This window comes from Streptomyces polyrhachis, from assembly GCF_042663125.1.
Lineage (GTDB): Bacteria > Actinomycetota > Actinomycetes > Streptomycetales > Streptomycetaceae > Streptomyces > Streptomyces polyrhachii.
The window spans coordinates 33,065-56,601 of the sequence record NZ_JBHSZO010000019.1 but is presented as its reverse complement, the minus strand read 5'-3'; the positions used below and the strand labels follow the sequence as shown (position 1 = coordinate 56,601).

Genomic DNA, 23,537 nt, shown 5'->3' with positions numbered 1-23,537 from the left:
CCGGGTCGTGAGCGCCGTCGAGCGCAGTCGTCCGCGCTGCGATGATCTGCGTATGGAACTGGTGGGGGAGTTGGCCGCTCTGGCGGCGACGGGGAAGCTGGGCGCGGTGCAGCATGGCGTACGCCTCGCGGATGTCGCGGCTGCCTACGGGGATCCTGTGGCGAGCGGGCGGGTCAGTACGAAGCGGCGTTGGCCGCACCGGTTCTGCTTCGGGGGCCTGGAGACGGTCTTCTGCCGCTGCCGGATGCTGAGCTCCCTGACCGTTCCGCTGTGGCGCGGTGAGCTGGAGCTTCCCGGCCCCGACCGGACGCGCACGGTGGCCTCGCGTATCACCGAGTCGGAGATGACCGCCGCGCTGCGGGCCGGGGGCTGCCGATGGGACGTCGTCGCGTACGAGACCCTCACCGATCAGCGGGCCCTGCAGACGGCGCCGACCGAGGACGTACGGGTGGGCCTCGTGTTCACCGCTCGGGAGAGCCGGGACTCGCCGCTGCTCGACGACTGGATCCTCAACAAGGTCAACGTGTGGAGCATGACCGAACACGAGTGCCCCCCAATCGACCCGAGCCTCCCCGACGACGGCTACGGCAGGTGAGACCGGCCCTCGGCCGCAGCCGCGTGGGGTCGCTCCGCTCGCTGCGTAAGCTGGTGGCCCGTACGCCCGTCTGTGAGGGCCGCGTGCACGCCGGCGTCCCGTTCGACCCGAAGGACTGAGCCGTGTCCGACCGACCTGAGATTGTCTGCATCTGCGGCTCCACCCGGTTCGTGGACGAGATGAGCGCGGCCAACCGTGAGCTGACCTTCGCAGGCGCCATCGTCGTCGCGCCAGGCGTCTTCCTGCGCGCCGAGGATCGCGAAGCAAACGGGTCGATCACCGACGAGCAGAAGACCGCGCTGGACGCCCTCCACCTGCGCAAGATCGACCTGGCCGATCGGGTCCTGGTCGTCAACCCGGGCGGCTATGTCGGCGAGTCCACGGGCAGGGAGATCGCCTACGCCCAGGCCACCGGCAAACCGATCTCGTTCACCGATCCCGTCTGACCGGTGGATGCTGCATTGGCCCGCGACACGGCCTCGTCTGCTAGGACCCGCAGGCGGCCGGGCGCATGCCGGGGCCGTGCCCTCAGCCGTGGATCGGGAACGAGGCCTGGAACGCCAGGCGTTGATCGGCCCCGTCACCGACGTGGGTCAAAAACTCGTCGAGCGCGAGGAACTCCTCCCATGGCGCTCGGCCGCTCGCATCGGCCAGTCGGGCCACGACCAGGTCTTCCAGGTCGGGGACACGCTTGTTCTTCCATATCTTGTCGGCGAGGGTGACGAGAAGGTCGTCCAGGCCGATCCGCGCGTCCCCCCATGACGCGTGCGTCGCGGCGAAGCGCGCCAGCTGCGGGCTGACGCCGTGGCTGAGCAGAAGGGCGCGTCCGGCCTCCTCGTGCGCAGACCCGGGCCCGGAGAGCTCGGCGAGGTGGACCGTCTTTCCCACGTCGTGCGTGGCCACCCCGAAGAGCACCGACTCGCGGTCGAAGACCACGGCGGGGTCGCGCTGTTGCACCCAGTCGACCAGCTGGTGCGCGACGTCATGGACGGCGCGGAGGTGGGCTGCCAGCCGCGGCGGGCAGCCCAGCTCGGACAGCAACTCCGCGACGCGATCCGGCAGGGGGAGCAGGGGCGGGTCGGCAGTGCCGCTCATGGCTCTCGACAAGAGGGTGTTGGCCGTCACGGCGTCAGGATACGTACAGCATTCCCTCTTGTTGCCTGCAAGGGGAACCACTTGAGGTCCCCGGGTGATCCGATGGCGCCGCGAAGTGCGGCGAGGGCGAAGCCCCACAGGCGCCGACGAAGGCCACCGCATCGGCCCCACGTTGCCGGTTCCGGACAACTGTCATCGAGGGTTGGGACGGTTCGGGCTTGGGGAGGGAAGCGCCATCTGGCGATCGCGTGCTCCTCGGCGGCTTCTCCAGTGTCCGAGGTGAAGTGGTCGGGCAGGGACCGGTGGAGATGAGAAGGGCTGACTCAAGGACGTGGTGCAGATCGAGCGGTTGGCGGGCCTGAGGCGTACTGGACCAATGCCAGATCAATCACCCGCGCTCGACCTGCTCAACCCACTGACGAGATGATGGGTGGATGGTGTTGACCGAACCAGCTGCCCGCGAGTTTCAGGACCGTGCCGTTCTCTGGAGCATGGGCGAGATCAGCGCAACCGACGTCGTTGCTGCTGCCTGTGACGCACTTGTCGCCGGCCTCGACAGTCCTGCCTTGCGGATCCTGGCGGCGCGCACGCGCGCGGAGGCGGATTACGACGTCCCCGATCTCCTTCCCCCGGCACTTGATGAACTGGGCCTCACCTTCTACTCGGTGGGCAGTGTTGCCGGACAGGAAGCCGCCGTACGAGCACTTGCCGCCCGGATGCTCGCCGGCGAGCTGACGCCGCGCGAGCTGGCCTTCCGGGTCCACCAGCTCTTCGGACACGAACTGGCACTGGCTGAGCGACTCGCCGAACTGGACGACGAGTACGACGTCCTCGAATACGGCGACAGAACACCGGCGCAGGTCGACGCTGATGTCACGGCCGAAGCTCTTCGGCTCGCACCACATCGACTTCCGCCCTCCAGTTGACCGCTGATCGCGTCGGATGGCATGGCCACTTTGGCGCTCGGTCAAGCGTCCGGCGGGGCATGACACCCAGACACCAGCAGCAGTCCAGCCGGTGCCAGGTCATGGAGTACCCGCACCCCACCAGATCGACGAGGAAGACCTTTCTCGATCCGGTCGGGTGCGGCTCTCGCGCGGAACCTGTCGACGGCGCACCCGCGCCGCCCAGCGGACCGGCTTCCACCACGTGCACGCCACCGACGTCCACCCCCTCACCCCGAGGTTCGGACCACCCGGCAGCGACACACGGCCACACCGCGCCCGAGAAACGGCGTCAACTCCCCTTCTGGGCAGCGAGATTTAGAACCAGTGCAGGCAGTGCGGTGCCCGCTCGCCGCGGAAGAGGGCGTCGGCGAGGGCGGCCGCGTCCGGGTGGTGGGCGCGGATGTGTCCGGCGCGTACGAGCGTGCTCGGGGCCGTGCCGCCGAGGTAGACCGCGCCCAGGTCGCGGATGTCCAGGGACAGGTCGGGTTCGCGGTCCGTCGGGGCGCAGTCGGCCTTGCCGTCCCGGACGGCCAGCAGGTAGCGGTTGTGCTCGCCGAGGAAGGGGTCCTCGACGTCGATGACCAGCTCGCCGTCCGTGAACCAGCCGCGCGCGCTCAGCGCCCCCGGGACGTCCAGCAGCCGCACCCACAGCCAGTCGGTGTCGTAACTCACCTGCCCGGCACGGAAGTCCGCGAGCTGCCAGCGCAGCGGGTGTCCGGGCGGGACGTGCTTGAACACGACCTTGGTGACCAGGTCATGGCCGAGGACGACCCGGGCCAGGGCGGTGAAGACGGCGTCGTCGGTGGCGATGGTCTCGTCGACCGTCAGGGTGTCGGCCTCGTCGAGGCAGTAGCTGGCGTACCCGTCCGGTACGCCGTCGGCGTCCCGGTGGACGGCGACGTAGCGCGGCGCCGGGGAGATCGGGGGCTGCCCCGCGCCCGAGGCCCACCAGCGGTGCGGCCGCGACAGCGCGCCGGGCTGGGCGCGGCGGTAGCGGTCGTAGACCTCCTCCAGGATCTGGCCGCACTCCGCGCGCCGCAGCAGCTCGACGGAGCCGGGCGCGGCGTCGACCGCGGTGTCGACCGCGGTGCCGGCGGCCGTACGGGCCCGGGGGGCGGCGAGGGCGGCCTGCTGGCGGGGCACTGTCAGACGCGTCGTGTAGGTCGCCGGCCCGTAGCCGAACCTGCCGTAGATCGTGGCCTCGGAGGCCAGCAGCACGGAGAGGACCTCCCCGCGCTCCCGCAGCCCGGCGAGCTGGTGGCGCATCAGCGCGCTGACCACGCCCCGGCGCCGGTGCGAGGGCAGCACGCCGACGGCGGTCACGCCGGTGACCGGGATGACGGTCCCACCGGGCAGGGTGAGCTCGAAGGAGTACGCACCGGTGGTGCCGATGGGCCGCCCGTCGGCCGTGGTAGCGAACAGGTTGCGGTCCATTTCGTACGCCGACCACAAGAACCCGTCACCCTCGGCAGGTGACTCCCGGAAGCGCCCGAACGCGGTAAAGACCGTATCGACGAAGACCTCAAGGTCCTGGTCGGTCGTGGAGCGGATCTCCATGGCTGCTGCCCTCCGGAATACCGACGCCACGACGCGTGGGGTCGCGCCACAGTGCAGCGTCAACCCCGAGGCGGGCAAGCGAATTACGGCTGGGTCACAGCACGTTCGCGGTGGTCGGGCGCTACGCCGCACTCCGCCCCGTACCGGAATGAGGCACGTCCCAGCAGCGGTGCGACCGCTTCCCGGAGTTGGCCGAATCGCCGGTAGTGCAGCGCGGTCATGCCTGCCGCCCGGGCGGCGGAGACGTTCCCGGCCGTGTCGTCGACGAACAGGCATCGGCCGGGATCCGCCCCGACCTGCCGGGCGGCGAGGTCGAAGACGCGAGGGTCCGGCTTCGCCACCCCGACCCGGGCGGTGTTGAGCACCGCGTCGAACGACTCGGCCAGCCCGTGGGCGGCCAGGCAGGACTCCAACCGGGTGGTGGCATTGGAGACCAGCACCACCGGCACCCTCCGGCGCAGGGTCTGGAGAAGCCGTACGACGTCCGTGTCCACCCGGCCGGTCAGTGCGCTCCACGCCTCGACCAGCCCCCGGGCCCTCTCTCCGGAGCCACAGTCCCGGGCCAGGTCTTCGGCGACCCGCTCCCGCCACTGCCCGTCACTGAGCTGGCCCGTGACGGCTTCCTCCAGGAGGTCGGGACGAAACGCAGCACCGGCCAGCGAGCCCTCCGCCAGCCCCCAGGCGCGATCCAGTGAGGCCATCCCGTCCGGGTCCCACAGGTGCACGACCCCGTCGAAGTCACACAGCACGGCGTCGAAGGGCAGCTCATCCATGGGTCGGGATCATGCCATCGAATCGGCGTCCGGTGCGGACGGCGTTGCCTGTGTGCGCGGGGGAGGGACGGACAGAACCTGATCCCCCTGGTCAGAGTGCGTAGGGGTAGAGGCTGACCTTCTCGCGTTCGATGAAGAGCTCAACCCACGTATGAGCGGCCTCTTCGGGCAGCGGATCGGTAAGGTCCAGCAGGATATTCGTGCCGTCCAGGTTCAGAAGGGCAGCACCGTCCTCGGTAACGCTCAACTGCCCCCGCAGGATTACACAGTGGCCGCCGGTCCGGAGCCCAGGACCGGTACCGACAGCCGGCCTGGCGTTTCGCCCCCAGGTGATGTCCTCGTCGATCGTCCACTCGACGTGGTACGCGCCGGGCTCCGCGATCGGATCCCCGCACCATGGGACCGCGATGTGACCGAAGGAAGTCCGGACATGCGCCAGCCAAGGACTTCCGGGAAACTTTGCGACCTTCACCAATTCGAGCAACACTGCTCGATGATGCAGCATTCGAGTTGCTGCCGGAACCTGGAAGAGCAGTTCGGCACTGCGGCGGTCGAGTGCTCCCTGAGCCGCTACCCCGCGCCTTCGCCCCCGCTCAGTCCGCCGCCTTGAGCGCGAGGTCCGCGCTTGTCGCCACGGTGCCGAAGCGCGGGAGGTTCAGTGTCACCGCCGCCTCGTGCTCGGGGGCTGTCAGGGCTGTCATCGCGTCCTCGGCGAAGAGCAGTTCGTAGCCCAGGTCGGAGGCGGCGCGGGCGGTGGACTCCACGCCCAGGTTGGTGGCGATGCCCGCGAGGACGAGGGTGGAGATGTCGCGCTGCTGGAGGAGTTCGTGCAGGCCGGTGCGGTGGAAGCCGCCGATCGTGCGCTTGACTACCACCTCGTCCGCCAGCTTCGCGACCCGCTCGTCCAGCTCGCTGCCGGGCGGCTGCTCATCGACGCCCGGCCGCTCCACCCGTACCGCCACCACGAGCGCCCCGGCCGCCCGGAAGCGCTCGGCCAGCGCGCAGTCGGCCTCCAGCACCTCGGCGCCGGGGCGCGGGGCGAGGGGGAGGTCGATGAGGCGGGGCATGAGGTCGACGAGGATCAGCGCGGTGCGGGCCGGGTCGAGGGTGGTCATGAGGGGAGAATACGTGATCTTCGGCAAGGGGCGGGAGGAGGGAGGCCGCCTTCAACACCGCCGGGGGAGCCGTGAGTTGCGTACAGGAAGGCGCGGCGGCTCGGTGCTCAGCCGACGGGGGGCGAGGCATGCGGGATGCGCGTGGACGTCGAGGGAGTACCGGCGCCCGTTCTCCCTAACGGCGTGCGGCTTCCGGGGGCAACGGCGGCCCTGATCGTGCTGGCGGAGTGATGCGCTAGCACGGATCGACCCTGCGGAAAGGATCCTCCACGTGATCATCCGCTCGTACGTGTGGACGACCGGGCAATCCCCGTGCTGGTCAGCCGCCTGATGCCTACTCTCCCGGCATGGTCACATCGCGTCATGAGGCGTCACACCGCATCTTCCAGGACCGGCCCGAGCTGCTCTCGCCCGTGTTCCGGATCCTCGGCGTACCGCTGCCGGACAAGGCGACGGTGGAGGTGCTGTCCGCGGACGCGACGGAGATCCGGCCGCTGGAGCGCCGGGTCGACAGCGTGCTGCGGATCGCGCCGTCGTCGGGTGAGCCGTTCCTGCTGGCCATCGAGGCACAGGGGCGGCGGGCGGCGGACAAGCCGGTGAGCTGGGCGTACTACCTGAGCTTCCTCAAGGCGAAGTACGACTGCGCGGCGCTGCTGCTGGTGGTCTGCCAGGACGGTTCGACCGCGAGGTGGGCGTCGGGGCCGTTTCCGCTGGGTACGGACGGGTGGACGTCGCTCTTCGTCCATCCGCTCGTGCTCGGTCCGGACAACGTCCCGGTGATCACCGACCCCGAGGAGGCGGCCCGCGACCTGGCCCTGGCGGCGTTCTCCGCCGTCACCCATGGCCGCAGCCGGGACGTGGGAGTCATACTGGAGGCAGTGGCCCAGGCGCTGGGGACCGCCGATCCGGAGTCCGTGCGGTATTACTCGGAAATGCTGGAGATCGGCCTGGGAGACACCCCGGCCCGGACTGTCTGGAGGCAGCTGATGTCAGGTACGTACTTCCCGGGGCGCGGGACGCTGATCGAGGAGACGTATCTCGAGGGCAAAGAGGACGGCAAGGCGGAAGGCAAGGCCGAGGGGCGGGTGTCCGAGCGGCGGCGCATGGTGCTCATGCTGCTGGCGAACCGCGACGTGATCGTCTCCGACGAGGTGCGCGAGCGGGTCGCGGGGTGCGCCGACCTGGACGTACTCGACCGCTGGCTGGAGCGGGCGTTCACCGTGGCGACGGCGCAGGAGCTGTTCGCCGAGGAGTGAGGGCGCGCCGGGCCCGGACTGAGGCCGGCTTCCCCGGCAGCTCACCGGGGTGGGCGGCGTTGGATCCAGCAGGCGCGGAACGAACCGCTGTGGCAGGTATCCGCCCCGCCGCCCCGCCGTCACGAACACGCACGCAGGCGGCCATCGTCACCTCCGGTCCGCCATGGGCTCACCTGTCTTCTCCGCAGGCCGGGTGCCGAGGCGGTCGAGCGCCCGTTGCGATGCGGCGCGGATACGGTCCTCCGCAGCCGTCCGCTGGGCAGGGGCGAGGCGACGCTCTCCGGCCGAGGCGCGCGTACGGGCGAGGTGCGGCGTGGTGCGGCGTCTGCCTCCCGGGGCCTTGCAGGGGCCTCCTACGGCGGCCCGGCAGGTGGGGCACGCGGCGCCGAGCGGGCCGGAGCGGCGTACCTGGTCGGCGAGGCTCTCCGCGCCGGTGGCGGGCAGCGTACGGCCCACCCTCCGGACGCGCTCGTCGAGTTCGCGGGCGGAATCCTGGGCGGGTCCGCTCGCCAGGGCGTCCCGGTGGGCAGGTGGTGCGATACGGCCGGAGGCGGCGGCGTGGACCTGGCCGCGGTAGCGGGCCAGGTACTGCGGGATCGTCTCGTCGTGGTCGGCGGGTTCGTAGCGGAAGTTCTCCAGCCGCCTGCCGCGGATCCTGGAGCGCGGACGTGGTGGGGCTGGAGCCACAGGCGGGCGCTCGGGTCGGGTGGCGGGGTCGTGTAGTAGGCCGCGACGGCGGCGCGGGTGTCCTCGTCGAGGGGGAGGTCGTGCAGCGCGGCGGCCCAGGCCACTGCGGCGGCCTCGGAGGGTCGGCGGTTGTCGAACGCCGAGCAGTGCGCGAGCAGTTCGGCGGCTTCGGGTACGTTCACCGGCTTGCCTCCGCTGCGTGCGCGTACTTGGCCGCGATGTCCAGCCACCCGGCCACCGTGGTGTCGGTGCCGGGGAGCAGCCGACCGGGAGCCGGTTGCCGGATGCCGCCTCCGAGGCCAGGCGGGGCCTGCTGCTGGCGGAGGGCGGCGAGGCGCAACTGGTCGTACTTCTCGCGGAGTTTGGGAATCGACAGGATGTTGCTGCGCCAGAAGGGGTCGTTCTGGCACCAGGAGATCGCGGTGAGGACCTGGCTGAGGGTGCGGTGGTCCTTGTCGAGCATCAGGCGGGCCTCGGTGCGCCATCGTCCGGTGACGGAGGGCCGCAGGCTGCCGTTGGCCTCGACGGCGTCGGCGAGTGCGGTGCACACCTGCTCCACGTCGGGACGGGCCTCGGCTTCGCCGTCGCCGTCGTCGGGCGGCGCAGCCGCCTCGACACCTGCGGGCGGCGGGCTCTCGGCGGCGATCCCCGACGATGAACTGGTCTTCTCGCCTTTGGTCTTCTCCCTAAAGGAATTGGTCTTCTTATACGGGCCATCAGCGGCGTGCCGTTCAACGGCATCCCGCTCGACGGCGTGCCGTTCAGCGGCATGCCGGTTTGGGGCGTCCGGTGGTGAGCTGGGGTTTCGCGAGGATTCTCGAGGGCCGGGGATCGTGATGGTGAGCCCGTGGGGCATGTCGGTGATGACGTACTCGACGGGCGTGAACTGACCCTCCCGGCGGCCCTGTCGGCGCTGTAGGTAGCCGAGGGATTCGAGCTCTCCGAGGCCGCTCCGGACCGCCTTGACGCCGTCCGGTGCGCACTCGGCGAGGGCTTCGACGGACACCTCGTGGCCGTCCCGGTGGGTGGAGATCAGACCGAAGATCCCCTTCGCCTTGAACGACAGGCGGGGGTCCCGGAAGAGCGCGTTGGAGATCCGGGTGAAGTGCGCCTCGAAGGCATCGGCGGCCATCGGGCCCCGGCGGATGAATCCGCTCATCGGGCGACCTCCTGGGTGGGGGCGGCGCCTTGGTGTGCGCCAGTTGGCTGCGTGACCGTGGCTGCTCGTGTGAAACTGCTCATGGCGCCTTTCAGTTCGTGAGGCGGCATCCGGGGTCTGCCTGCAAGCGATGGCCCGGGTTGCCGTTCATGGGAGGAGTCTCAAGTCCCGCCCTGTCGATGCTTACTTCATCGAACGGGGCGGGCCTGCTATGCGGGGCGCGCGCATCGCCACACGATGAACGATCACCCTTTAATCACCGTATAGGCCGCCCACGATCCGAATATCCATGATGGCTGTTTCGGCGAGGCGATTCACCCGGACGTGGCTGTGGCACGATGAACCCATGCCCGATCCGGAGGAACCAGTGGTCCGCCTGCAGGCAGCGACGTTCCGCTACGAGCGCGCCAAGAAGGCCACCGACGAAGCCCGCGGCGACCTGCACTCCGCCATCGCCGCCGCCCTGCGCGCCGGCCTGAAGCCCCGCGCCGTCTCCGTCGAGACCGGGCTCACCCCGGAGCACATCCGCCGCATCGCCCGGGAGCACGGCGTGCCCCCGCTGCGGGAGCCCACGAAGACGAGCAGGCGCAGGGCCGAGGAGCCGCAGGACTGACGCCGCGGTATCCGCAGCGGCCCACTTGACACGCGGGGGCCACGACCGCGATCGACCCAGCGGCCTGGAAGCGCCGATGCGAGGCCGCAGTTCGTACGATCGCCGCATGACGATCACCTGCACCTGGCGCGGCGACTTCGACAACGACGCGCTCAACGCCCTGCACGCCGACGGCTTCGGAGGGCCGGTGGGGAAGGGCGACTGGCTCGGGCGGGTGCGGCGGCACAGTCTCGGCTGGGTGTGCGCGCGGACGCGGGACGGCACGCTGGTCGGCTTCGTCAACGTGGCCTGGGACGGCGGTGCGCACGCCTTCGTCCTCGACACGGTCGTCGCCCGCGACCACCGCTCGCGCGGCGTGGGCACGGCGCTGGTCGAGGCGGCGGCGCGCGGCGCACGGGCGGCGGGCTGCACCTGGCTGCACGTGGACTTCGAGGAGCACCTGCGCCCGTTCTACGTCGAGACGTGCGGCTTCCGGGAGACGGCGGCGGGGTTGATCGCGCTGGCGGGATGAGGGCAACGCCGAGGGGCGGATCTCCGCCCGGGCAGGTCGCCACTCTGCCCGCCTTCGGCGGCAACAGGCAGGCGCGACAGGCAAGATGGGCGCCCTTCGGGCTTCTGTATGGGCAAGTTCGCCTGCAGTACGGTCAGTTGCTGCCGTCGGTGTTCTACGGTGGCACTGTGATCGGCGCGGATACGTCCCTGCGGAGCCCTGAGGCCCGGCGACGGATGATGGCAGGGGTCGCACCCATCCTGGCGCCAGTGCGGCCGGAGCTTCGAGAGCGCGTCGCCGGGCAGGGCGCGGTGTCGTTGCGGGAGTTGATGCGCTGATGGCGGTCTCCAAAAGCGCGGCCTCGCCGCTGATCCTGCACGGTCGGAGCGGGACACGGGCGCGCCTGGACGGCGATGCGTTCGTACTGGAGCAGGGCGGCGCACTCCGTCGGATTCCGTTGAGCGCGATAGCGCGCGTCGAGATCGCCGGACGTGGCGATCGCACCTTGCGGGTGACACTGACGGCCGCGCCGGGCGACCAGCCCGCGCACCACGCTGTGCGCTGCGCCAGCGCCCCGGCGGTACGCGCGTTCGCAGCGGCGCTCACCGAGGCGGTGCCGGTCAGGGACGCGGCGGAACGGCAGGCGGAGAGGGCTGCCCGCGTCCCGCTTGAGCGGGTGGCTCGTTGGCGCTTGCCCCGGCTGACCGCGCAGACCTGGATGCTGGTGGCTGTGGCGGGAGGGTTGTCTCTAGCAGGTTCTTTGGGGACCGCTGCCGCAGGTAGTTCGGGCTCCAGGTTGTAGCAAGTTGATCTGGCTCCAGTTGCTGGGCGGGGCTCCCGGACGGCGGTGTCAGTGGTCCCTCGTACTCTGCGCTGGTGAGTATGAATGGTGAGTACCTGCGCGTGACCGTCGCCGAGCTGGAACGGGCGATCGAGGATCCGGAGTGGGCGTTCGAGTACGTCGAGGAGGTCATGGAGAGCGATGGCGTCAACGACGTCGCCCCTGCGGACGCCCGGCAGCTGACGACCCACAAGGCGTGGCACGCCGTCGCCTTCCTCCTGGAGCGGGCCGGGTTCCCCGTGGACATCGTTCATGGCGAGCAGGCGTTCACCGACGAGGACTGGGGCTACGGGCCGGCGAAGTACCTGGACACCGACCAGGTCAAGCTCGCAGCCCAGGCTCTGTCCCGGCTGCCTTTCGACGACCTGGTGCGCGATGTTGATCCCGCTCAGCTGACGGCCGCGCAGATCTATCCGCAGCACTGGGACGAGGCCGGTGCTCTCGAATGGGTGCGCGGGTGGTTCGACCCGCTGGCTCCGTTCTTCGGGGCAGCGGCCCATGCGGGCGAGGCCGTGCTGGTCTGGCTCGACTGAGTCCGTTCCGCGCGTTGCTCCGGTGCGTCCTGGGATGCGCCTCGCCCGCTTTCGAGTGAATGCGGGTGCTCCGTTCGGCTGTCACGCCAGGGTGTGATCCAGCGATCACGGCCTGTCGGGGGCCGTGGCTGTAGTCATGGTCGTGTCGGGAGGCCGAGGGTGGCGCTGTCGCGGGTGGAGTTGTTCGCAAGCAGGGCACCTGCTCGCCCTCGGGGCCAGCCGAGTTCGTACGAACCGCGCTGACCGGCGCCTCCCGGGGACAGCCCGCAGCGAGGCCCCCTACCCCTCCACCACCCCCAGCCCCACCACCACCGCCCGATGCCCCGTCCCCGCCACCGTGTGCTCGGCGGTGTCCAGGGCCGCCAGGCCGGGGCCGTGCAGGACGTGGTCCAGGGGGAGGAGGGGTGGGAGAAGGGGGTGGTCGGCGGGCCAGGTGCGGGGCCAGCCGTGGCCGAGTTCGGTGTGGGCGTCGCGCAGGCCCGCCGCCAGGAGAGCGCGCATCGGGGTGTGGTCGAGGGAGGCGTTGAAGTCGCCCAGCAGGACCGTGTCCGGGCCGGCCAGCCCCGCGAGCGCCTCCAGGTCGCGCGTCCAGCGCTGGGGGTCGCCGAGCGGGTAGTAGGTGTGGACGGCCACGAGTCGGATACGCCGCCCGCCGACCGTGACCTCGGCGGTGGTCTGCGGCCACGCGGTGTCGATCCGCGTCACGCCGGCGCGCGACAGCGGCAGGCGGGAGTAGAGCGAGGAGTCGTACTCGGGGTGCAGCTCCTGGTGCGGCAGCAGCTTCCCCAGCCCGGCCCGCTCCAGCGCCGCCACCCCGTCGGCCGGCAGCTGCTCCACGGCCAGTACGTCGATGCGCTCGCGTCGTACGAGGTCCACGAGGGCGCGCGGATCGGCGCCGGAGCCGTCGGTGTTGAGCGTGGCGACCCTCAATTCCGGCGTCCCCGGCGGGACCTCGCGCCCATCGGCCACGAAGCGCGGCGCCAGCAGCACCACGTACGCGACCACCACGACCCCCGCCACGCCCGCCAACCCCCGCGCCCGCAACGCCGGCACGGCGAGCACCGTCCCCAGCACCACCGCGGCGAGCACCCCCGCGTACGGCAGGAAGACGACGACCGACGCGAGCACACTCCCCGCGTCCAGCCCCGCCAACCGCACGACGAGCAGCGCGGCCGCCCCGGCGAGCGCAGCCCGGCAACTCCACCGCCCCCACCGCCCCCACAGCCCCCACACCCGCGCCATCGCGCCACCCCGCCCTCTGTCCTCCGCCGACAAGATGATCACCGGCTCGGCTGGGGGACGCGGTCGAGCGGCGGCCGGTTGCACCGCCGCTCTGATCCCACGGAGGAGTTCGGTGATCGCCACCCGCCTCCGGCAGGGCATCTGAGCTTCTGAGGGCTTGTTTGATCTTGACCGTGCCTGCGGGAACTGCACGGTGCTCTATCGCGACGGCCGCCCTTCGGAAATAGGCTACTGGGGGATCACCGCGGACTAGGCACGGCGTCGAGCCCGCGCCGCGCCGCTCGACCGTCCGAAGAGGCCCTCCGGATGGCTCTGGTGGAGAGGGAGTGGGAGACAGGATGCCCGAGCCGAGGTTGCGGCACGCAGCGCGCGCGGTGGTGCTCGACGAGGCGGACCGGGTGCTGCTGTGCCGGTTCGCCCTGCCGGGGAGGAACGTCTGGGCGACGCCGGGCGGCGGCGTCGAGGCGGGCGAGAGCCCCACCCAGGCGCTGCGCCGCGAGCTGCGCGAGGAGATCGGCCTGCCACTCGCGGACACCCCGCCCAGGGTGTGGCACCGGCGGGTGCTGGCCGCGGGGCACGCGCGCGGCTACGACGGGATCGTCGAGGACTACTACCTCGTCCGAACCCCGCCCTTCGACCCGGCGGGCGCGCTGACACCGCAGGAGCTGGCCGCGGAGAACATCGCGGAGTTCCGCTGGTGGACGATCCCGGACATCGCCGCGTACGAAGGCCCGGACCTCTTCGCACCCCGCGGCCTCCCCGCCCTCCTGACGGCCCTGCTGAAGGACGGAGTCCCGCTCGAGCCCGTCGAGTTGGGCCTCTGACGTCGTGGGTGACCGACAGCTACGAGACCCGGATCCGCTCGTCGTGGTCGTCGAGCACGAACGATTCGACCGTGACAGCGCGGTAGAGGCGGTGCCTGGCGGGTTCGCGCAGCTTCGCCGGGTGCCACTCGCCCAGTCCGCGTTCGACCGACTTCGCGTTGTAGACGGCGAGCGCATCCTCGAACGTCGCGTCGTCGACAAGCTCGGCACGGGCGGAGACGTACAGCGCGCTCCCTTCACCCGGCGCCCTGCTCGAGTCGAAGATGACGAGCGACACCCGGGAGTTCTCCGCGATGTTGCACGAGTGCCGCGCGCCGGGCTTCGATGCCCAGACGAACACGTCCAGCTCACGGGCGGCGAACCAGACCGGGGTTGCCCACGGCGATCCATCGCCGGCAGCCGTCGCGAGCGTGAGGTACGAGTTCTCCGCGACAAGGGTGCGGGCGAGCCGGCGGGGGTCAAGGGCAGCGGTCTCAGGTGTCATCCATCCAACCTAGGGGGATGCCCCGTAACCAGTCTTCCGGATGGTCGAGTTGTGCCCGCACGCACCCCGGCAGGCTGACCAGGGGCGACACCTCATGCCTCACGCACTGCAGCTGCCGTGACAGCCGCAGCCCCGCCCCGGCCCCGTACCGCAAGCCGCCCCTACGCCGACTCCCCCTCCGGCACCCAGGGCGCCTGCCACGGCAGGCTCCCCGCCACCAGCCGGTCCGCCTCCGTCGGGCCCCACGAGCCCACCGGGTAGGGGTGCACCGGCGGCGGGTACGACAGCAGCGGCTGCACGATGCGCCAGCTCTCCACGATCGCGTCCTGGCGCGCGAAGGGGCGCGAGTCGCCGGTCAGCGCCGCCAGCATCAGGCGTTCGTACGGCGGCATCGCGGGTCCCAACTCCCGCGCGAAGATCGTGTCCAGCGGCACCGTACGCCACTCGTCGGACTCGCCCAGCGCGCACAGTTGCAGCCGCATCCCCGCCAGCGGGTCGATGCGCACCACGATCTGGTTGGGCTCCACGCGGCGCGGGTCGGGCATGAAGCCCAGCCGCGGCGGCTCCTTCAGGATGAGGCGCACCTCGGTGTCCTTCACGGGGAGGTGCTTGCCGGCGCGGATGTAGACGGGCACGCCTGCCCACTTCCAGTTGTTGATCTCCAGCTTCAGCGCCGCGTACGTCTCGGTCGTGGAGTCCGGCGCCACCCCGGGGGTCTGCCGGTAGCCGGCGTACTGCCCGCGCACGTAGTTGCCGACCTCCACCGCCGGGATCGCCCGCAGCACCTCGACCCGCTTGTCCCACAGGTCCTTCGCACTCGGCCCGACCGGCGGCTCCATCGCCACCAGCGCCAGGACGAGCAGCAGGTGGTTTTGTACGACGTCGCGCAGGCAGCCCACCTTGTCGTAGAAGGTGCCGCGGCTGCCCACGCCGAGCGTCTCGGCCATGGTGATCTGGATGGACTCCACCCGCCCGCGCTGCCACAGCTCCGCCATCGCGGTGTTGGCGAAGCGCAGGTACTCCAGCTCGATGACCGGCTCCTTGCCCAGGAAGTGGTCGACGCGCAGGATCTGCTCCTCCTCCAGCACCTGCCGCAGCTGGCGGTCCAGCTCGATCGCGGAGGCCAGGTCGTGCCCGAAGGGCTTCTCCACCGCGACGCGCGCCTGCGCCGTCAGCCGCGCGGTGCCCAGGCCCTCCACGATCGGCCCGAAGAGCGAGGGGGGCATCGACAGGTAGAACAGCGGGCGCCGCCGGCCGGTCAGCATGCGGGCGAGGCGCTCGTAGAGGGCGGGGTCGGTGGCGTCGCCGGAGAGGTACGACATCCGGCCCGCGAGCCGGTCGAAGATCGCGTCGATCACCGGCCCGCCGGCCTCCTCGACGGACTTGCGGGCCCGTACGACCAGCTCCGCGTCGGTCAGCTCGCTGCCCGCGACCCCGATGATCGGCCCGTCCAGCAGCCCGCGGCGCTCCAGCCGGTAGAGCGCCGGAATCGTCATCCGCTGCGCGAGGTCACCGGTGATCCCGAAGATCACCAGAGCGTCGGCTTCCCATCGGCTCGGCATGGCACCGCTTCCTCGTCACGCACGCCGCTCCCGTCTGCGGCCGCGTGGGGCGGACGGGTCGGCTGGGGCAGGGCTGTCGTCGTAGCCATGCTGCCCCGGGGGCGGGGGGTGCGCGAGTCGTGGGGGCTGGACGGGGAGCGCTCCGCGCGGCGCGGCCCGGGCGAAAACGCGTTGTCCCCCGCGCGCCGCCTGCCTACGCTGCCCGCATGCCCCCCTCGAAGACCTCGTACGTCTGCCTCCCGTGCCGGGCCTCGTACAAGCAGCCCTACGACACCACCCGGGAGCGCCGCTGCCCGCGCTGTACGCAGCCGCTGATCCACGTCGGCTCGGCCTTCGCCGCCCCCCGGCGCCGGGACACGGCCGCGTGGCGGACCCTGTCGGTGCTGCTGAACGCGGGCGTGCGCTTCCACAAGAGCTGCTGCGGCGGCCCGGGCTACCGCCCCCGCACCCTGCACGAGGTCCGCGAACGACTGACGCACGCCCAGCGCACGGGCCTCCCGATCGCGACGGCACTCACCATGCACGAGCTGCCGTAACGGACACATCCCCGACACCCCGAACGCCAGTACGGTGAGAGGGCGATCGCCTCCGCGCCGCCCATGGTCTTCCTCGACGTCGACGTCGACGGCCCCCGCCCCCGCCCCCGTCCTCGGCCCGTACGCCCGAAGCCTCGGGTCGGTACATGCCTCCGGTGCATCCCGTTTCTGCTGACCCCCGCCCTCCTGCACGGTATCGACCTGCGGTACGGGCTGAACGGAAACCCCGACAGGTGAATACCCTGACAGAGGGCCGGAGCACCACACAGGTGCGGTCCCCGCTGTCGATGCCGTCCACCCCCTTGGAGTCCCGATGATCGACCCCCGGCATCGTGAGCTCGTGCGGGAGGCGCGGCGCATCGCGCCCCCGAACGTGAAGGTGGAGTACACGGACGGGACCGTGATCATGCAGGCGTCCCCGCCCAACATCCACCAGTTGAACCTCGCCCACGTGCGCCGCCAGTTCGACGCGTACGTGCCGCCCGGCTTCGTGGACACCGGGAACACCGACCTCGAGTCCCCCTACGTCGCGATGGTGCGCAACCCGGACCTGACGTACCTGCCGGTGGAGATCATGGAAGGGGAGGGCAGTACCGCCCCCGCCGATGCCGCGCTGATCGCCGTCGAGATCGTCTCGCCGGCCAACCCGTGGAACGACTGGGACGGAAAGACCCGCGACTACGCGGCGGCCCGCATCCCCCTCTACCTGATCGTGGACGCCCGCACCTCGGAGGCGACCCTCTTCTCCGAGCCGGACGGCGGCAGGTACCACAACCGCAACGACCACGCCTTCGGTGAGAAGATGCGCATCCCGGCCCCCTTCGACTTCGCTCTGGACTTGTCGGTCCTCAAGCCGTACGCGTGACAGGGGCCACCGGCACGGTGAACGGCTGAACGATCGAGCGCGACTCGGCTCGTCCGCTACGGAACCGACGAGAGCCGCCCCCGCCCCTCACCACCCCACCCCAGCCAAAAACCCCCGCAGCGGCGCCGCATGCCGCGCCTCGTCGTGCCACCGTGCCGACAGGTCCTCCAACAGGTGCTGCTCGCCCACCAGTTCGCCCCCGCGCCAGGACCGCACCACCGGGTGGATGAACGCGCTCTCGTGTGCCTTCTCCGGCACCGGCTCGCGGCGGATGGCGAAGACGTCGGGGAGGTCGCGCGGCCCCCAGCGCAGGCCGGCGGTGAGGCAGCGGCCGCCGAAGCGGGACAGGGCGTAGTCCTCAGGGAGTTCGCGGTAGTGGGCCAGGCCGCCGGGCTCGGGGACGAAGACGTCGACCAGGTACTCGAACTGCGTCCACAGCGCGGAGCTGTGGTTGAGCCGCTCCAGGATCGTACGGGTCAGGTGGGCGGGGTCGGCGGAGGTGAACTCCCGCTCCAGCGGCCGGTGTTCGTAGCGTTCGGCGAGGAGCCGCGCCATCGTGCGCAGGTTGTAGCGGAAGCCGTCGATGAAGGCGGACGAGGCGCGCTTGAGGTCGCGGCCCTGCATGAGGGTGCCGGCGAAGTACAGGCCGTCGACGTTCACCGACTGCCAGTCCGGGCCCAGTTCGGGGATGCGGCCGTTGGCGTGGCGGCGCGGCACGCAGTCCGGCGCGAAGGGCGAGGAGTCCATCGTGAAGCCCGTGCAGCGCAGCACCGCGTCGTACTCCAGCTGCGCCTTCTCCCCGTCGGCGAGGGTGTACGTGATGTCGGCGCGGATGGCGTCGCCCACCCGGCTGAGGCGGTCGATGTCGCACTCCAGCACGCCGTGGAGGGTCTTGAACCAGTAGCTGTCCAGCAGCGCCCCGTACTGCCCGCGCACATCGCCCGGATGCTTGGAGTGCCAGCTCAGCCTCAGCGGACGGGGGCTGGCGAGGTGGATGATGGCGGCGTGGTCCAGGAGGGCGTGGGCGGTCTCGAAGGCGGAGTTTCCCTTGCCGATGATCAGGACGCGCTGGCCGGTGAAGTGCCTTCCGTCGGTGGGGAGTTCCTCGTAGCCCCGGGCCAGCTCGATGCCCTTGATGCCGGGGATGTTGGGGCCGCCCCAGCCGGTCGCCATGATCACGCACTGGGCCCGGTACGTGCGTCCCGCCGCCCGTACGGTGAAGAGCGGGCCGTCCTTGGCTATCTGCTCCACGGGGGAGTCGAAGCGCACGTTCAGGGCGTGCTCGCGCTGGAAGTCGCCGAGGTAGCGCACCAGGTCGCCGGCGTCGGGGAGGTAGGCGCGGGAGTAGGCGGGGAAGAAGAGGCGGTCGTTGAGGAGGGAGTTCCAGTCCCAGCGCAGCCGCCACTCCTCCTTGTCCACGGGGCCGCTCTCGGGGACGTTGACCTTGTTGAGGGAGATGAGGCGGCGGTGGCGCGGGAAGGTGCGGAAGAAGGCGCCGGGGGCGTCGGCGGCCTCCAGGATCAGGTAGTTGGCGCCCTGCTGGGCGAGGAAGTACCCCAGCTGCAGCCCGGCGGGCCCGGCCCCGACGATGAGGTAGCGCACGGTCGTCGGCGACTCCAACTCGTCATGCTCTGACGTCACTTGAGGCATAAGCCCTCCTTCGCCCAAAGGTCCCTGTGCAGGATGGGCGAGCCCCCGCCCCCCGTCAATGGCGCCTGTGCCGCGCCGCTGCACCACCGAGGCCGCCCGCCCGTGAAGTGCCCAGGCCGCCGCCCCGGCCGCGACGACGACGGCGATCAGCGCGCAGCCCCCCGCCGTCACCCCAAACCCGACCTCCCCCCGACGGAGGAGGGCCATCGACGGGTGCCGGCGGTACTCGCGTTCCTGCGGGACAGCCCCTAGAAGACTGGCGGGACCCGCGCCCGCACCGGGACGGTGCATCACACCACAGCGAGCCGGTCCACCAGCAGTTCCACCCTCGATTCGGTGTCCTCCGGCGGCAGTCGTCCCGACCGGGTCAGGGTCGCCACCCCGTGCAGGGACGCCCAGAACACCTCGGTGAACAGCCCCGGCCCGACGCCCTCCCCGGCGACCCCGGCGAGGGTCTCCAGCAGCGCGGCGAAGGCGTCCTTGAGAGGCTCGGGGGTGTCCTCCCGGGCGTACGCGAGGCCGCCGTCGAGCTGGAAGAGGGCGTCGTAGACCGCCGGGTTGCGGGCGGCGAAGTCGAGGTAGGCGCGGGCGAGGGCGTACACCCGCTCGCGCGGCCCGTCCGCGGCGGCGGTCGCGGCCCGCATCGCCGCGGCCATCTCGGTGGCGCCCTGGAGGGCGACGGCGCCGATGATCTCGCGCTTGCCGCGGAAGTGGCTGTAGAGGACGGGCTGGCTGTACTCGATGCGCTCGGCGAGCCGACGCGTGGTGACCGCGTCCCAGCCCTGCTGCTCGGCGAGTTCGCGGGCGGTCGCCACGATGAGGCGCTCGCGGTCCGCCCGTTCGCGCTGCTTGCGTTCCTGTACCGACATGATTCGATCCTAGCATCGCTAGACAATCGAGCGGCAGTAGGTCTAGCGTTGCCTCATCGGCTAGCAACGCTAGATTCTGAAGGGGTCGCCATGCTCACCGCACTTGAGGTCATCACCACCGTGGTCGTCGGCGTACTGGTGGGGGTCGAGTTCTCCGTCGCCTTCGTCATCAACCCGATCCTCAACGCCCTCCCGCAGGACAGCGCCCAACTCGGCCACGCCCACGGAGGCCGGATGCTCGGCGCCGTCATGCCGTTCTGGTACGTCGGCTCGCTCGCCCTCGTCGCCATCTGGGCCGCCGCCGGCTGGCACCACGGCCCCGCCCTCGTCGTCACCGCCGGCGGACTCCTCCTCCTCAGCGTCGCCATGTCGCTCCTGCTGCTCGTCCCGATCAACAACCGCAACAAGACATGGACCCCCGAGAACCGCCCCGAGGACTGGAAGGAGCAGCTGAACCGCTGGGAGCGCTGGCACTACGCCCGCGTCGCGGTCATCATCGCCGCCTTCACCCTGCTGGCCGCGGCCCTCGCCTGAGTACGGGAACGCCGCCCCTCATCGGCCGCAGCCCATCCCGCGCCGAACGTCAAAGGAGAAGCGCCATGTCACTGAAGAACGTCAACACCGCCCTGACCGCCGCCATCACCCTGTTCGTCCTCTACCTCGGGCTGTCCTTCATCCTGATCCCCGAGGCGTCCACCCCGGGCGTCGGCCTGCCGACCTGGCCCACCGGCGACGGCGGCGGCTTCCTCGTCATGAAGGGCATCCGCGAGTTCGCGATGGGCCTGGTCATCGCCGTCCTGCTGGTGACGGGCCACCGCCGGGCCCTGGGCTGGGTCCTGCTGATGGAGGCCGTCGCCCCGCTGGGCGACATGATCAACGTCCTGGCCCACCACGGCTCCACCGCCGCCGCGCTCGCCATCCACGGCCTGACCGCGGCGCTGATCGCGGCCACCGGCCTGCTGATCCTGCGCGAGACCGGCAGCGCCCACCAGGCTCCCGCCGCGGAACCCGCCGAGCTCGTATTCCGGTGACGGGACGGTCCGCCGACCCCGGAGGGTGGGGCCCCGCAAGCTCCGCCGGGGTCCCACCCTCCAACAGGTACTGCCCACCCCCCAGTTCGCCCCCACCCCCGCGCCGACCGTCAGGTCGCGAAGGTGTACGCGTAGACCGACTTCAGATTCCGGTCCCAGTACGTGACCCCGACCCCGGCGTCGACGTTCACGAACGGCACCCCGCCCGGCAGCGGCACGTCGATCGGCGAACCCACCTCACCGGCCGAGCCCGCACCCTGGAAGCCGAGGGTCAGCGTCTCCACCGCGCGGGTCTCCTCGCCGGCGCGGAAGAGCCGCATCCCCGCGTACGCCTTCTGGCCCGGGGCGAGGGTGGCGACGGCCTTGTAGTTGGACTCCAGCGGGCCGACCTCGTCGTAGGAGCCCTGGTCGAAGCGCACCAGCGGGTACGCGTAGAGGGTGCAGGTCCGGCCGCCGGTGTTGACGGCGGTGAGGACGAGGTGCCGCAGCGAGTCGCGGGCCTCGGCCCGCGCGCTGACGGAGACGTCCTGGTCGGTGCAGGGGAGGGCCCGGCGGGGGCTGCTCTTCCCCTGGCCGGCGGCGGTCGTACCCGCGTCGGCACCGCTGGCCTCACCGACGGGACCCGCGAGGAGCGCGGCGACGGCGGCGGCGCCGAGGGCGCAGGTCTTCCAGTGGGTACGGGTACGGGTCGTACGGACGGCGTGCATAGCGGTCTCCTGTGCTGGCTCATAGCCGTAAAAATCGGTCAGACCATCCGATTCTTAACCGCAGAATCCCGCCCGACACCTACCCAGCCGCCCCGTTACGAACCCAGGACACGCCTGTCACACGCCGCCCACCGCATAGACGCCTCTGGACGCGAAGCTCCGCCGCACCAGGCGGTCGGTCTCCCGGCCACCGAATCCATCACGCCGATACGGACGAGCCCGGCGGGAAATATCCGACTGATTTTCGATGATCGAGAATAGTTACGATCGCCGAATGACTGTGGACGACCGAATCGAGCAGGCCCAACTCCTTTACGAACAGGCCGTCTTCGGAGGGGACGTCGAGCCCCTCGTAGCCGCCGACCTGGGCCTCGACGCAGTCGAAGCGGACCTCGCACTGGCCCGAGGCCGAGTGGTCCACGCCCGCTTCCTGGACGAGCGGGTGGAAGGCGAACGGGAACTCAAACTGTTCGAACGTGCCTCGGACCTCCACCGCCGACTCGGAGACGTACGAGGCGAAGGCGAGGCGGCGTTCTGGGTCGGCGCCTTCCACCAGGTGGTGCGCGACGACAACGACACCGCCCTGCCCTCCTTCACCCGCGCCCTCGAACTCGCCACCCAGGCCGGCGACCACCTGACCATGTCCTACGCCCTGCGCCACCTCGGCTTCATCGACCACGTGGCCGACCGCCTGGACGCCGCCCGCACGCACTTCGAGGAGTCCACCCGCCTACGCCGGGACCTGGGATTCCTCCCCGGAGTCGCGGCGAACCTGATCGGCCTCGCCCACCTCGCAGCCCAGCAAGGCCACCCGCAGGACGCGGCATCCCTGCTCACCGAGGCAACGGCCCTGGCCGAGAAAACGAAATCCCACGGCGTCCTACGCTGGGTGACAAGCACCCGCGAGGAACTCAACCTGCCGTGACCGACGCCATGTCACGCGGCGCGCGGCTGACCGCCCGCAGCGCCGTCTCCACCGCCCTGGCCCTGTACAGCGACTAAGCCCTGGGTGAACTGCTGGACACGGCCGCGCCGCTCGGAGCCGGCATCGGCGGGAAGTCGGCTCTGCTGGAGGTCGCCGGCACTCCGGTCTTCGTCAAGCGGATCCCCCTCACCGACCTGGAGCGGCAGCCGGAGCACCTCCGGTCCACGGCGAACCTGTTCGAACTGCCCGCCTTCTGCCACTACGGCGTCGGTACCTTCGGCGCGCCGAGCTTCGGAGCGTGGCGGGAACTGGACAACCACGTTGACCAGCGTGGGCGGGGGACGCCACCGTAAGCCCCATGGCGACGACGGACAGAACCTGGCTCAACCAGGATCACCAGTTCCTCCACGGCAAGGAGCTCTTTCGCAGCGAGCGCAGGTTCCACCCCTTGGCGTACACGGCGAGCCACGGCCAACTCCTGATGCGGAGCGTCGGCCGCCCCGACACACCTGGCGAGCCCGAGACGACGATTGACCTGCTGTTCAAGCCTGCTGCCGTGGTGAAGATCCGTGAGGACTACCGCGGTTTGGCGATCAGATGCGCGAGCGAGGCGGAGAGCGAGCAGGTCAAGGCCGACTACACCACCATGGCCTTCGCCCGGAACGATCGCGTCTTCGTCCTGGAGAGCCAGGGCGAGTCCGACTACGTGGTGGCCATGGCCGTCGGCTGGATTGAAGGGGTGCTCGGCCGCACGCAGCAGGGCTTCTTCAACGATTTCTACCCCGAGGTGCCGATCTGGCCCACCCGGCCGCTCTACGGTGTCGGCGCCGGCCTCGACATCGCCTCGGCCCAGGAACTCATCGACGCACTGGTGGCTGCTGACGAGAACGACGTGATCCGTCGCAGGCGTTACCGCCACGTCTACGTCGTCATGACACGGGTGATCCGCCCCGGCAGACCCGACGTCACCGGAGCGGGCGTCTTCCTGGCCAGAGCCGACGCCGAGGAGGCCCAGGCCGTGATCGCCGCGAAGTCAGTCGCGTGGATGCCGGTCGAGTGCTGGATCGAGGAGCTCCCGATCGCTCTCTGACCGGGGCCCGGGCCGCACGGAAGGATCAGAGGGGCGCTGTGACCGCCACCACGTTGACGAGCGGAGATCACCCACAGTTAAGGTGATGCGT

Annotated in this window: 28 protein-coding genes and 1 pseudogene; 16 read left to right on the top strand and 13 right to left on the bottom strand. The window is 70.8% G+C overall.

Annotated features, from left to right (window positions below; genetic code table 11):
* The first annotated feature begins 52 nt into the window (after positions 1 to 52).
* On the top strand, positions 53 to 595 hold the full coding sequence (locus ACFQLX_RS13910) for a hypothetical protein (protein WP_386414825.1): 543 nt from the start codon (positions 53 to 55) through the stop codon (positions 593 to 595).
* A 122-nt stretch (positions 596 to 717) separates the two neighbouring features.
* Complete coding sequence (locus ACFQLX_RS13905; protein WP_386414824.1) at positions 718 to 1,041, top strand: hypothetical protein; 324 nt, start codon at positions 718 to 720, stop codon at positions 1,039 to 1,041.
* Between the two features lie 82 nt (positions 1,042 to 1,123).
* Here ACFQLX_RS13905 and ACFQLX_RS13900 read toward each other — a convergent pair whose 3' ends face one another.
* Entirely contained in the window at positions 1,124 to 1,690 is a 567-nt protein-coding gene (locus tag ACFQLX_RS13900; protein ID WP_386414909.1) for a phosphohydrolase, read from the bottom strand.
* 434 nt (positions 1,691 to 2,124) lie between these two features.
* On the opposite strand from ACFQLX_RS13900, the gene ACFQLX_RS13895 reads away from it, so the two are divergent.
* On the top strand, positions 2,125 to 2,616 hold the full coding sequence (locus ACFQLX_RS13895; protein ID WP_386414823.1) for a hypothetical protein: 492 nt from the start codon (positions 2,125 to 2,127) through the stop codon (positions 2,614 to 2,616).
* A gap of 336 nt (positions 2,617 to 2,952) precedes the next feature.
* Here ACFQLX_RS13895 and ACFQLX_RS13890 read toward each other — a convergent pair whose 3' ends face one another.
* The 4 genes from ACFQLX_RS13890 to ACFQLX_RS13875 all read right to left on the bottom strand — a co-directional run bounded on the left by ACFQLX_RS13890 (position 2,953) and on the right by ACFQLX_RS13875 (position 6,082).
* Positions 2,953 to 4,194, bottom strand: a complete 1,242-nt coding sequence (locus ACFQLX_RS13890; protein WP_386414822.1) for a GNAT family N-acetyltransferase — start codon at positions 4,192 to 4,194, stop codon at positions 2,953 to 2,955.
* Between the two features lie 83 nt (positions 4,195 to 4,277).
* The gene (locus ACFQLX_RS13885; RefSeq protein ID WP_386414821.1) at positions 4,278 to 4,967 is read right to left on the bottom strand and encodes an HAD family hydrolase; all 690 of its coding nucleotides are present in this window, start codon (positions 4,965 to 4,967) and stop codon (positions 4,278 to 4,280) included.
* A gap of 91 nt (positions 4,968 to 5,058) precedes the next feature.
* Positions 5,059 to 5,454, bottom strand: coding sequence for a hypothetical protein (locus tag ACFQLX_RS13880; protein WP_386414820.1), 396 nt, complete (start codon positions 5,452 to 5,454; stop codon positions 5,059 to 5,061).
* Between the two features lie 106 nt (positions 5,455 to 5,560).
* Entirely contained in the window at positions 5,561 to 6,082 is a 522-nt protein-coding gene (locus ACFQLX_RS13875; protein WP_386414819.1) for an isochorismatase family protein, read from the bottom strand.
* Between the two features lie 347 nt (positions 6,083 to 6,429).
* Between ACFQLX_RS13875 and ACFQLX_RS13870 the strand changes: the two genes are divergently transcribed.
* On the top strand, positions 6,430 to 7,338 hold the full coding sequence (locus ACFQLX_RS13870) for an RpnC/YadD family protein (protein WP_386414818.1): 909 nt from the start codon (positions 6,430 to 6,432) through the stop codon (positions 7,336 to 7,338).
* A 147-nt stretch (positions 7,339 to 7,485) separates the two neighbouring features.
* Here the strand turns inward: ACFQLX_RS13870 and ACFQLX_RS13865 are convergent, their stop codons facing one another.
* A complete protein-coding gene (locus tag ACFQLX_RS13865) occupies positions 7,486 to 8,025 on the bottom strand; it encodes a zinc finger domain-containing protein (RefSeq protein ID WP_386414817.1) in 540 nt (179 codons plus the stop codon).
* 178 nt (positions 8,026 to 8,203) lie between these two features.
* Positions 8,204 to 9,157: a hypothetical protein gene (locus tag ACFQLX_RS13860; RefSeq protein WP_386414816.1), complete on the bottom strand. Its 954-nt coding sequence runs from the start codon at positions 9,155 to 9,157 to the stop codon at positions 8,204 to 8,206.
* Positions 9,158 to 9,530: 373 nt separating this feature from the next.
* Between ACFQLX_RS13860 and ACFQLX_RS13855 the strand changes: the two genes are divergently transcribed.
* The 4 genes from ACFQLX_RS13855 to ACFQLX_RS13840 all read left to right on the top strand — a co-directional run bounded on the left by ACFQLX_RS13855 (position 9,531) and on the right by ACFQLX_RS13840 (position 11,661).
* Positions 9,531 to 9,797, top strand: a complete 267-nt coding sequence (locus ACFQLX_RS13855) for a hypothetical protein (RefSeq protein WP_386414815.1) — start codon at positions 9,531 to 9,533, stop codon at positions 9,795 to 9,797.
* A 106-nt stretch (positions 9,798 to 9,903) separates the two neighbouring features.
* A complete protein-coding gene (locus tag ACFQLX_RS13850) occupies positions 9,904 to 10,308 on the top strand; it encodes a GNAT family N-acetyltransferase (RefSeq protein WP_386414814.1) in 405 nt (134 codons plus the stop codon).
* A 316-nt stretch (positions 10,309 to 10,624) separates the two neighbouring features.
* Positions 10,625 to 11,089, top strand: a complete 465-nt coding sequence (locus ACFQLX_RS13845; RefSeq protein ID WP_386414813.1) for a hypothetical protein — start codon at positions 10,625 to 10,627, stop codon at positions 11,087 to 11,089.
* An 80-nt stretch (positions 11,090 to 11,169) separates the two neighbouring features.
* Positions 11,170 to 11,661: a YfbM family protein gene (locus tag ACFQLX_RS13840; RefSeq protein WP_386414907.1), complete on the top strand. Its 492-nt coding sequence runs from the start codon at positions 11,170 to 11,172 to the stop codon at positions 11,659 to 11,661.
* A 279-nt stretch (positions 11,662 to 11,940) separates the two neighbouring features.
* On the opposite strand, the gene ACFQLX_RS13835 is transcribed toward ACFQLX_RS13840, so the two are convergent.
* Positions 11,941 to 12,903 carry an endonuclease/exonuclease/phosphatase family protein gene (locus tag ACFQLX_RS13835; RefSeq protein ID WP_386414812.1) on the bottom strand — a complete coding sequence of 321 codons (963 nt, stop codon included), beginning with the start codon at positions 12,901 to 12,903 and terminating at the stop codon, positions 11,941 to 11,943.
* Between the two features lie 338 nt (positions 12,904 to 13,241).
* Here ACFQLX_RS13835 and ACFQLX_RS13830 point away from each other — a divergent pair, with 338 nt between their 5' ends.
* Positions 13,242 to 13,727, top strand: coding sequence for an NUDIX hydrolase (locus ACFQLX_RS13830; RefSeq protein ID WP_386414811.1), 486 nt, complete (start codon positions 13,242 to 13,244; stop codon positions 13,725 to 13,727).
* 19 nt (positions 13,728 to 13,746) lie between these two features.
* On the opposite strand, the gene ACFQLX_RS13825 is transcribed toward ACFQLX_RS13830, so the two are convergent.
* Both ACFQLX_RS13825 and ACFQLX_RS13820 read right to left on the bottom strand, forming a co-directional pair.
* On the bottom strand, positions 13,747 to 14,211 hold the full coding sequence (locus ACFQLX_RS13825) for a pyridoxamine 5'-phosphate oxidase family protein (RefSeq protein WP_386414810.1): 465 nt from the start codon (positions 14,209 to 14,211) through the stop codon (positions 13,747 to 13,749).
* Positions 14,212 to 14,372: 161 nt separating this feature from the next.
* Positions 14,373 to 15,773 carry a glucose-6-phosphate dehydrogenase gene (locus tag ACFQLX_RS13820; protein ID WP_386414809.1) on the bottom strand — a complete coding sequence of 467 codons (1,401 nt, stop codon included), beginning with the start codon at positions 15,771 to 15,773 and terminating at the stop codon, positions 14,373 to 14,375.
* A 206-nt stretch (positions 15,774 to 15,979) separates the two neighbouring features.
* Here ACFQLX_RS13820 and ACFQLX_RS13815 point away from each other — a divergent pair, with 206 nt between their 5' ends.
* Together ACFQLX_RS13815 and ACFQLX_RS13810 are read left to right on the top strand one after the other, a co-directional pair.
* Complete coding sequence (locus tag ACFQLX_RS13815; protein ID WP_386414808.1) at positions 15,980 to 16,309, top strand: deoxyxylulose-5-phosphate synthase; 330 nt, start codon at positions 15,980 to 15,982, stop codon at positions 16,307 to 16,309.
* Positions 16,310 to 16,622: 313 nt separating this feature from the next.
* Positions 16,623 to 17,174, top strand: coding sequence for a Uma2 family endonuclease (locus ACFQLX_RS13810; RefSeq protein ID WP_386414807.1), 552 nt, complete (start codon positions 16,623 to 16,625; stop codon positions 17,172 to 17,174).
* Positions 17,175 to 17,261: 87 nt separating this feature from the next.
* Here the strand turns inward: ACFQLX_RS13810 and ACFQLX_RS13805 are convergent, their stop codons facing one another.
* Positions 17,262 to 18,815, bottom strand: a complete 1,554-nt coding sequence (locus ACFQLX_RS13805; protein ID WP_386414806.1) for an NAD(P)-binding domain-containing protein — start codon at positions 18,813 to 18,815, stop codon at positions 17,262 to 17,264.
* Positions 18,816 to 19,114: 299 nt separating this feature from the next.
* On the bottom strand, positions 19,115 to 19,693 hold the full coding sequence (locus ACFQLX_RS13800) for a TetR/AcrR family transcriptional regulator (protein ID WP_386414805.1): 579 nt from the start codon (positions 19,691 to 19,693) through the stop codon (positions 19,115 to 19,117).
* Positions 19,694 to 19,783: 90 nt separating this feature from the next.
* Here ACFQLX_RS13800 and ACFQLX_RS13795 point away from each other — a divergent pair, with 90 nt between their 5' ends.
* Together ACFQLX_RS13795 and ACFQLX_RS13790 are read left to right on the top strand one after the other, a co-directional pair.
* Entirely contained in the window at positions 19,784 to 20,227 is a 444-nt protein-coding gene (locus tag ACFQLX_RS13795) for an anthrone oxygenase family protein (protein ID WP_386414804.1), read from the top strand.
* Between the two features lie 65 nt (positions 20,228 to 20,292).
* A complete protein-coding gene (locus ACFQLX_RS13790; RefSeq protein ID WP_386414802.1) occupies positions 20,293 to 20,724 on the top strand; it encodes a DUF4267 domain-containing protein in 432 nt (143 codons plus the stop codon).
* 110 nt (positions 20,725 to 20,834) lie between these two features.
* On the opposite strand, the gene ACFQLX_RS13785 is transcribed toward ACFQLX_RS13790, so the two are convergent.
* Entirely contained in the window at positions 20,835 to 21,431 is a 597-nt protein-coding gene (locus tag ACFQLX_RS13785; protein ID WP_386414801.1) for a DUF4232 domain-containing protein, read from the bottom strand.
* A 274-nt stretch (positions 21,432 to 21,705) separates the two neighbouring features.
* Between ACFQLX_RS13785 and ACFQLX_RS13780 the strand changes: the two genes are divergently transcribed.
* The 3 genes and pseudogenes from ACFQLX_RS13780 (at position 21,706) to ACFQLX_RS13770 (ending at position 23,446) form a co-directional block, all read left to right on the top strand.
* Complete coding sequence (locus ACFQLX_RS13780) at positions 21,706 to 22,356, top strand: tetratricopeptide repeat protein (protein ID WP_386414800.1); 651 nt, start codon at positions 21,706 to 21,708, stop codon at positions 22,354 to 22,356.
* An 8-nt stretch (positions 22,357 to 22,364) separates the two neighbouring features.
* Positions 22,365 to 22,676, top strand: a pseudogene (locus ACFQLX_RS13775) (protein kinase family protein); the annotation flags it as partial.
* Between the two features lie 38 nt (positions 22,677 to 22,714).
* Positions 22,715 to 23,446 carry a hypothetical protein gene (locus tag ACFQLX_RS13770; protein ID WP_386414798.1) on the top strand — a complete coding sequence of 244 codons (732 nt, stop codon included), beginning with the start codon at positions 22,715 to 22,717 and terminating at the stop codon, positions 23,444 to 23,446.
* The last annotated feature ends 91 nt before the right edge of the window (positions 23,447 to 23,537 follow it).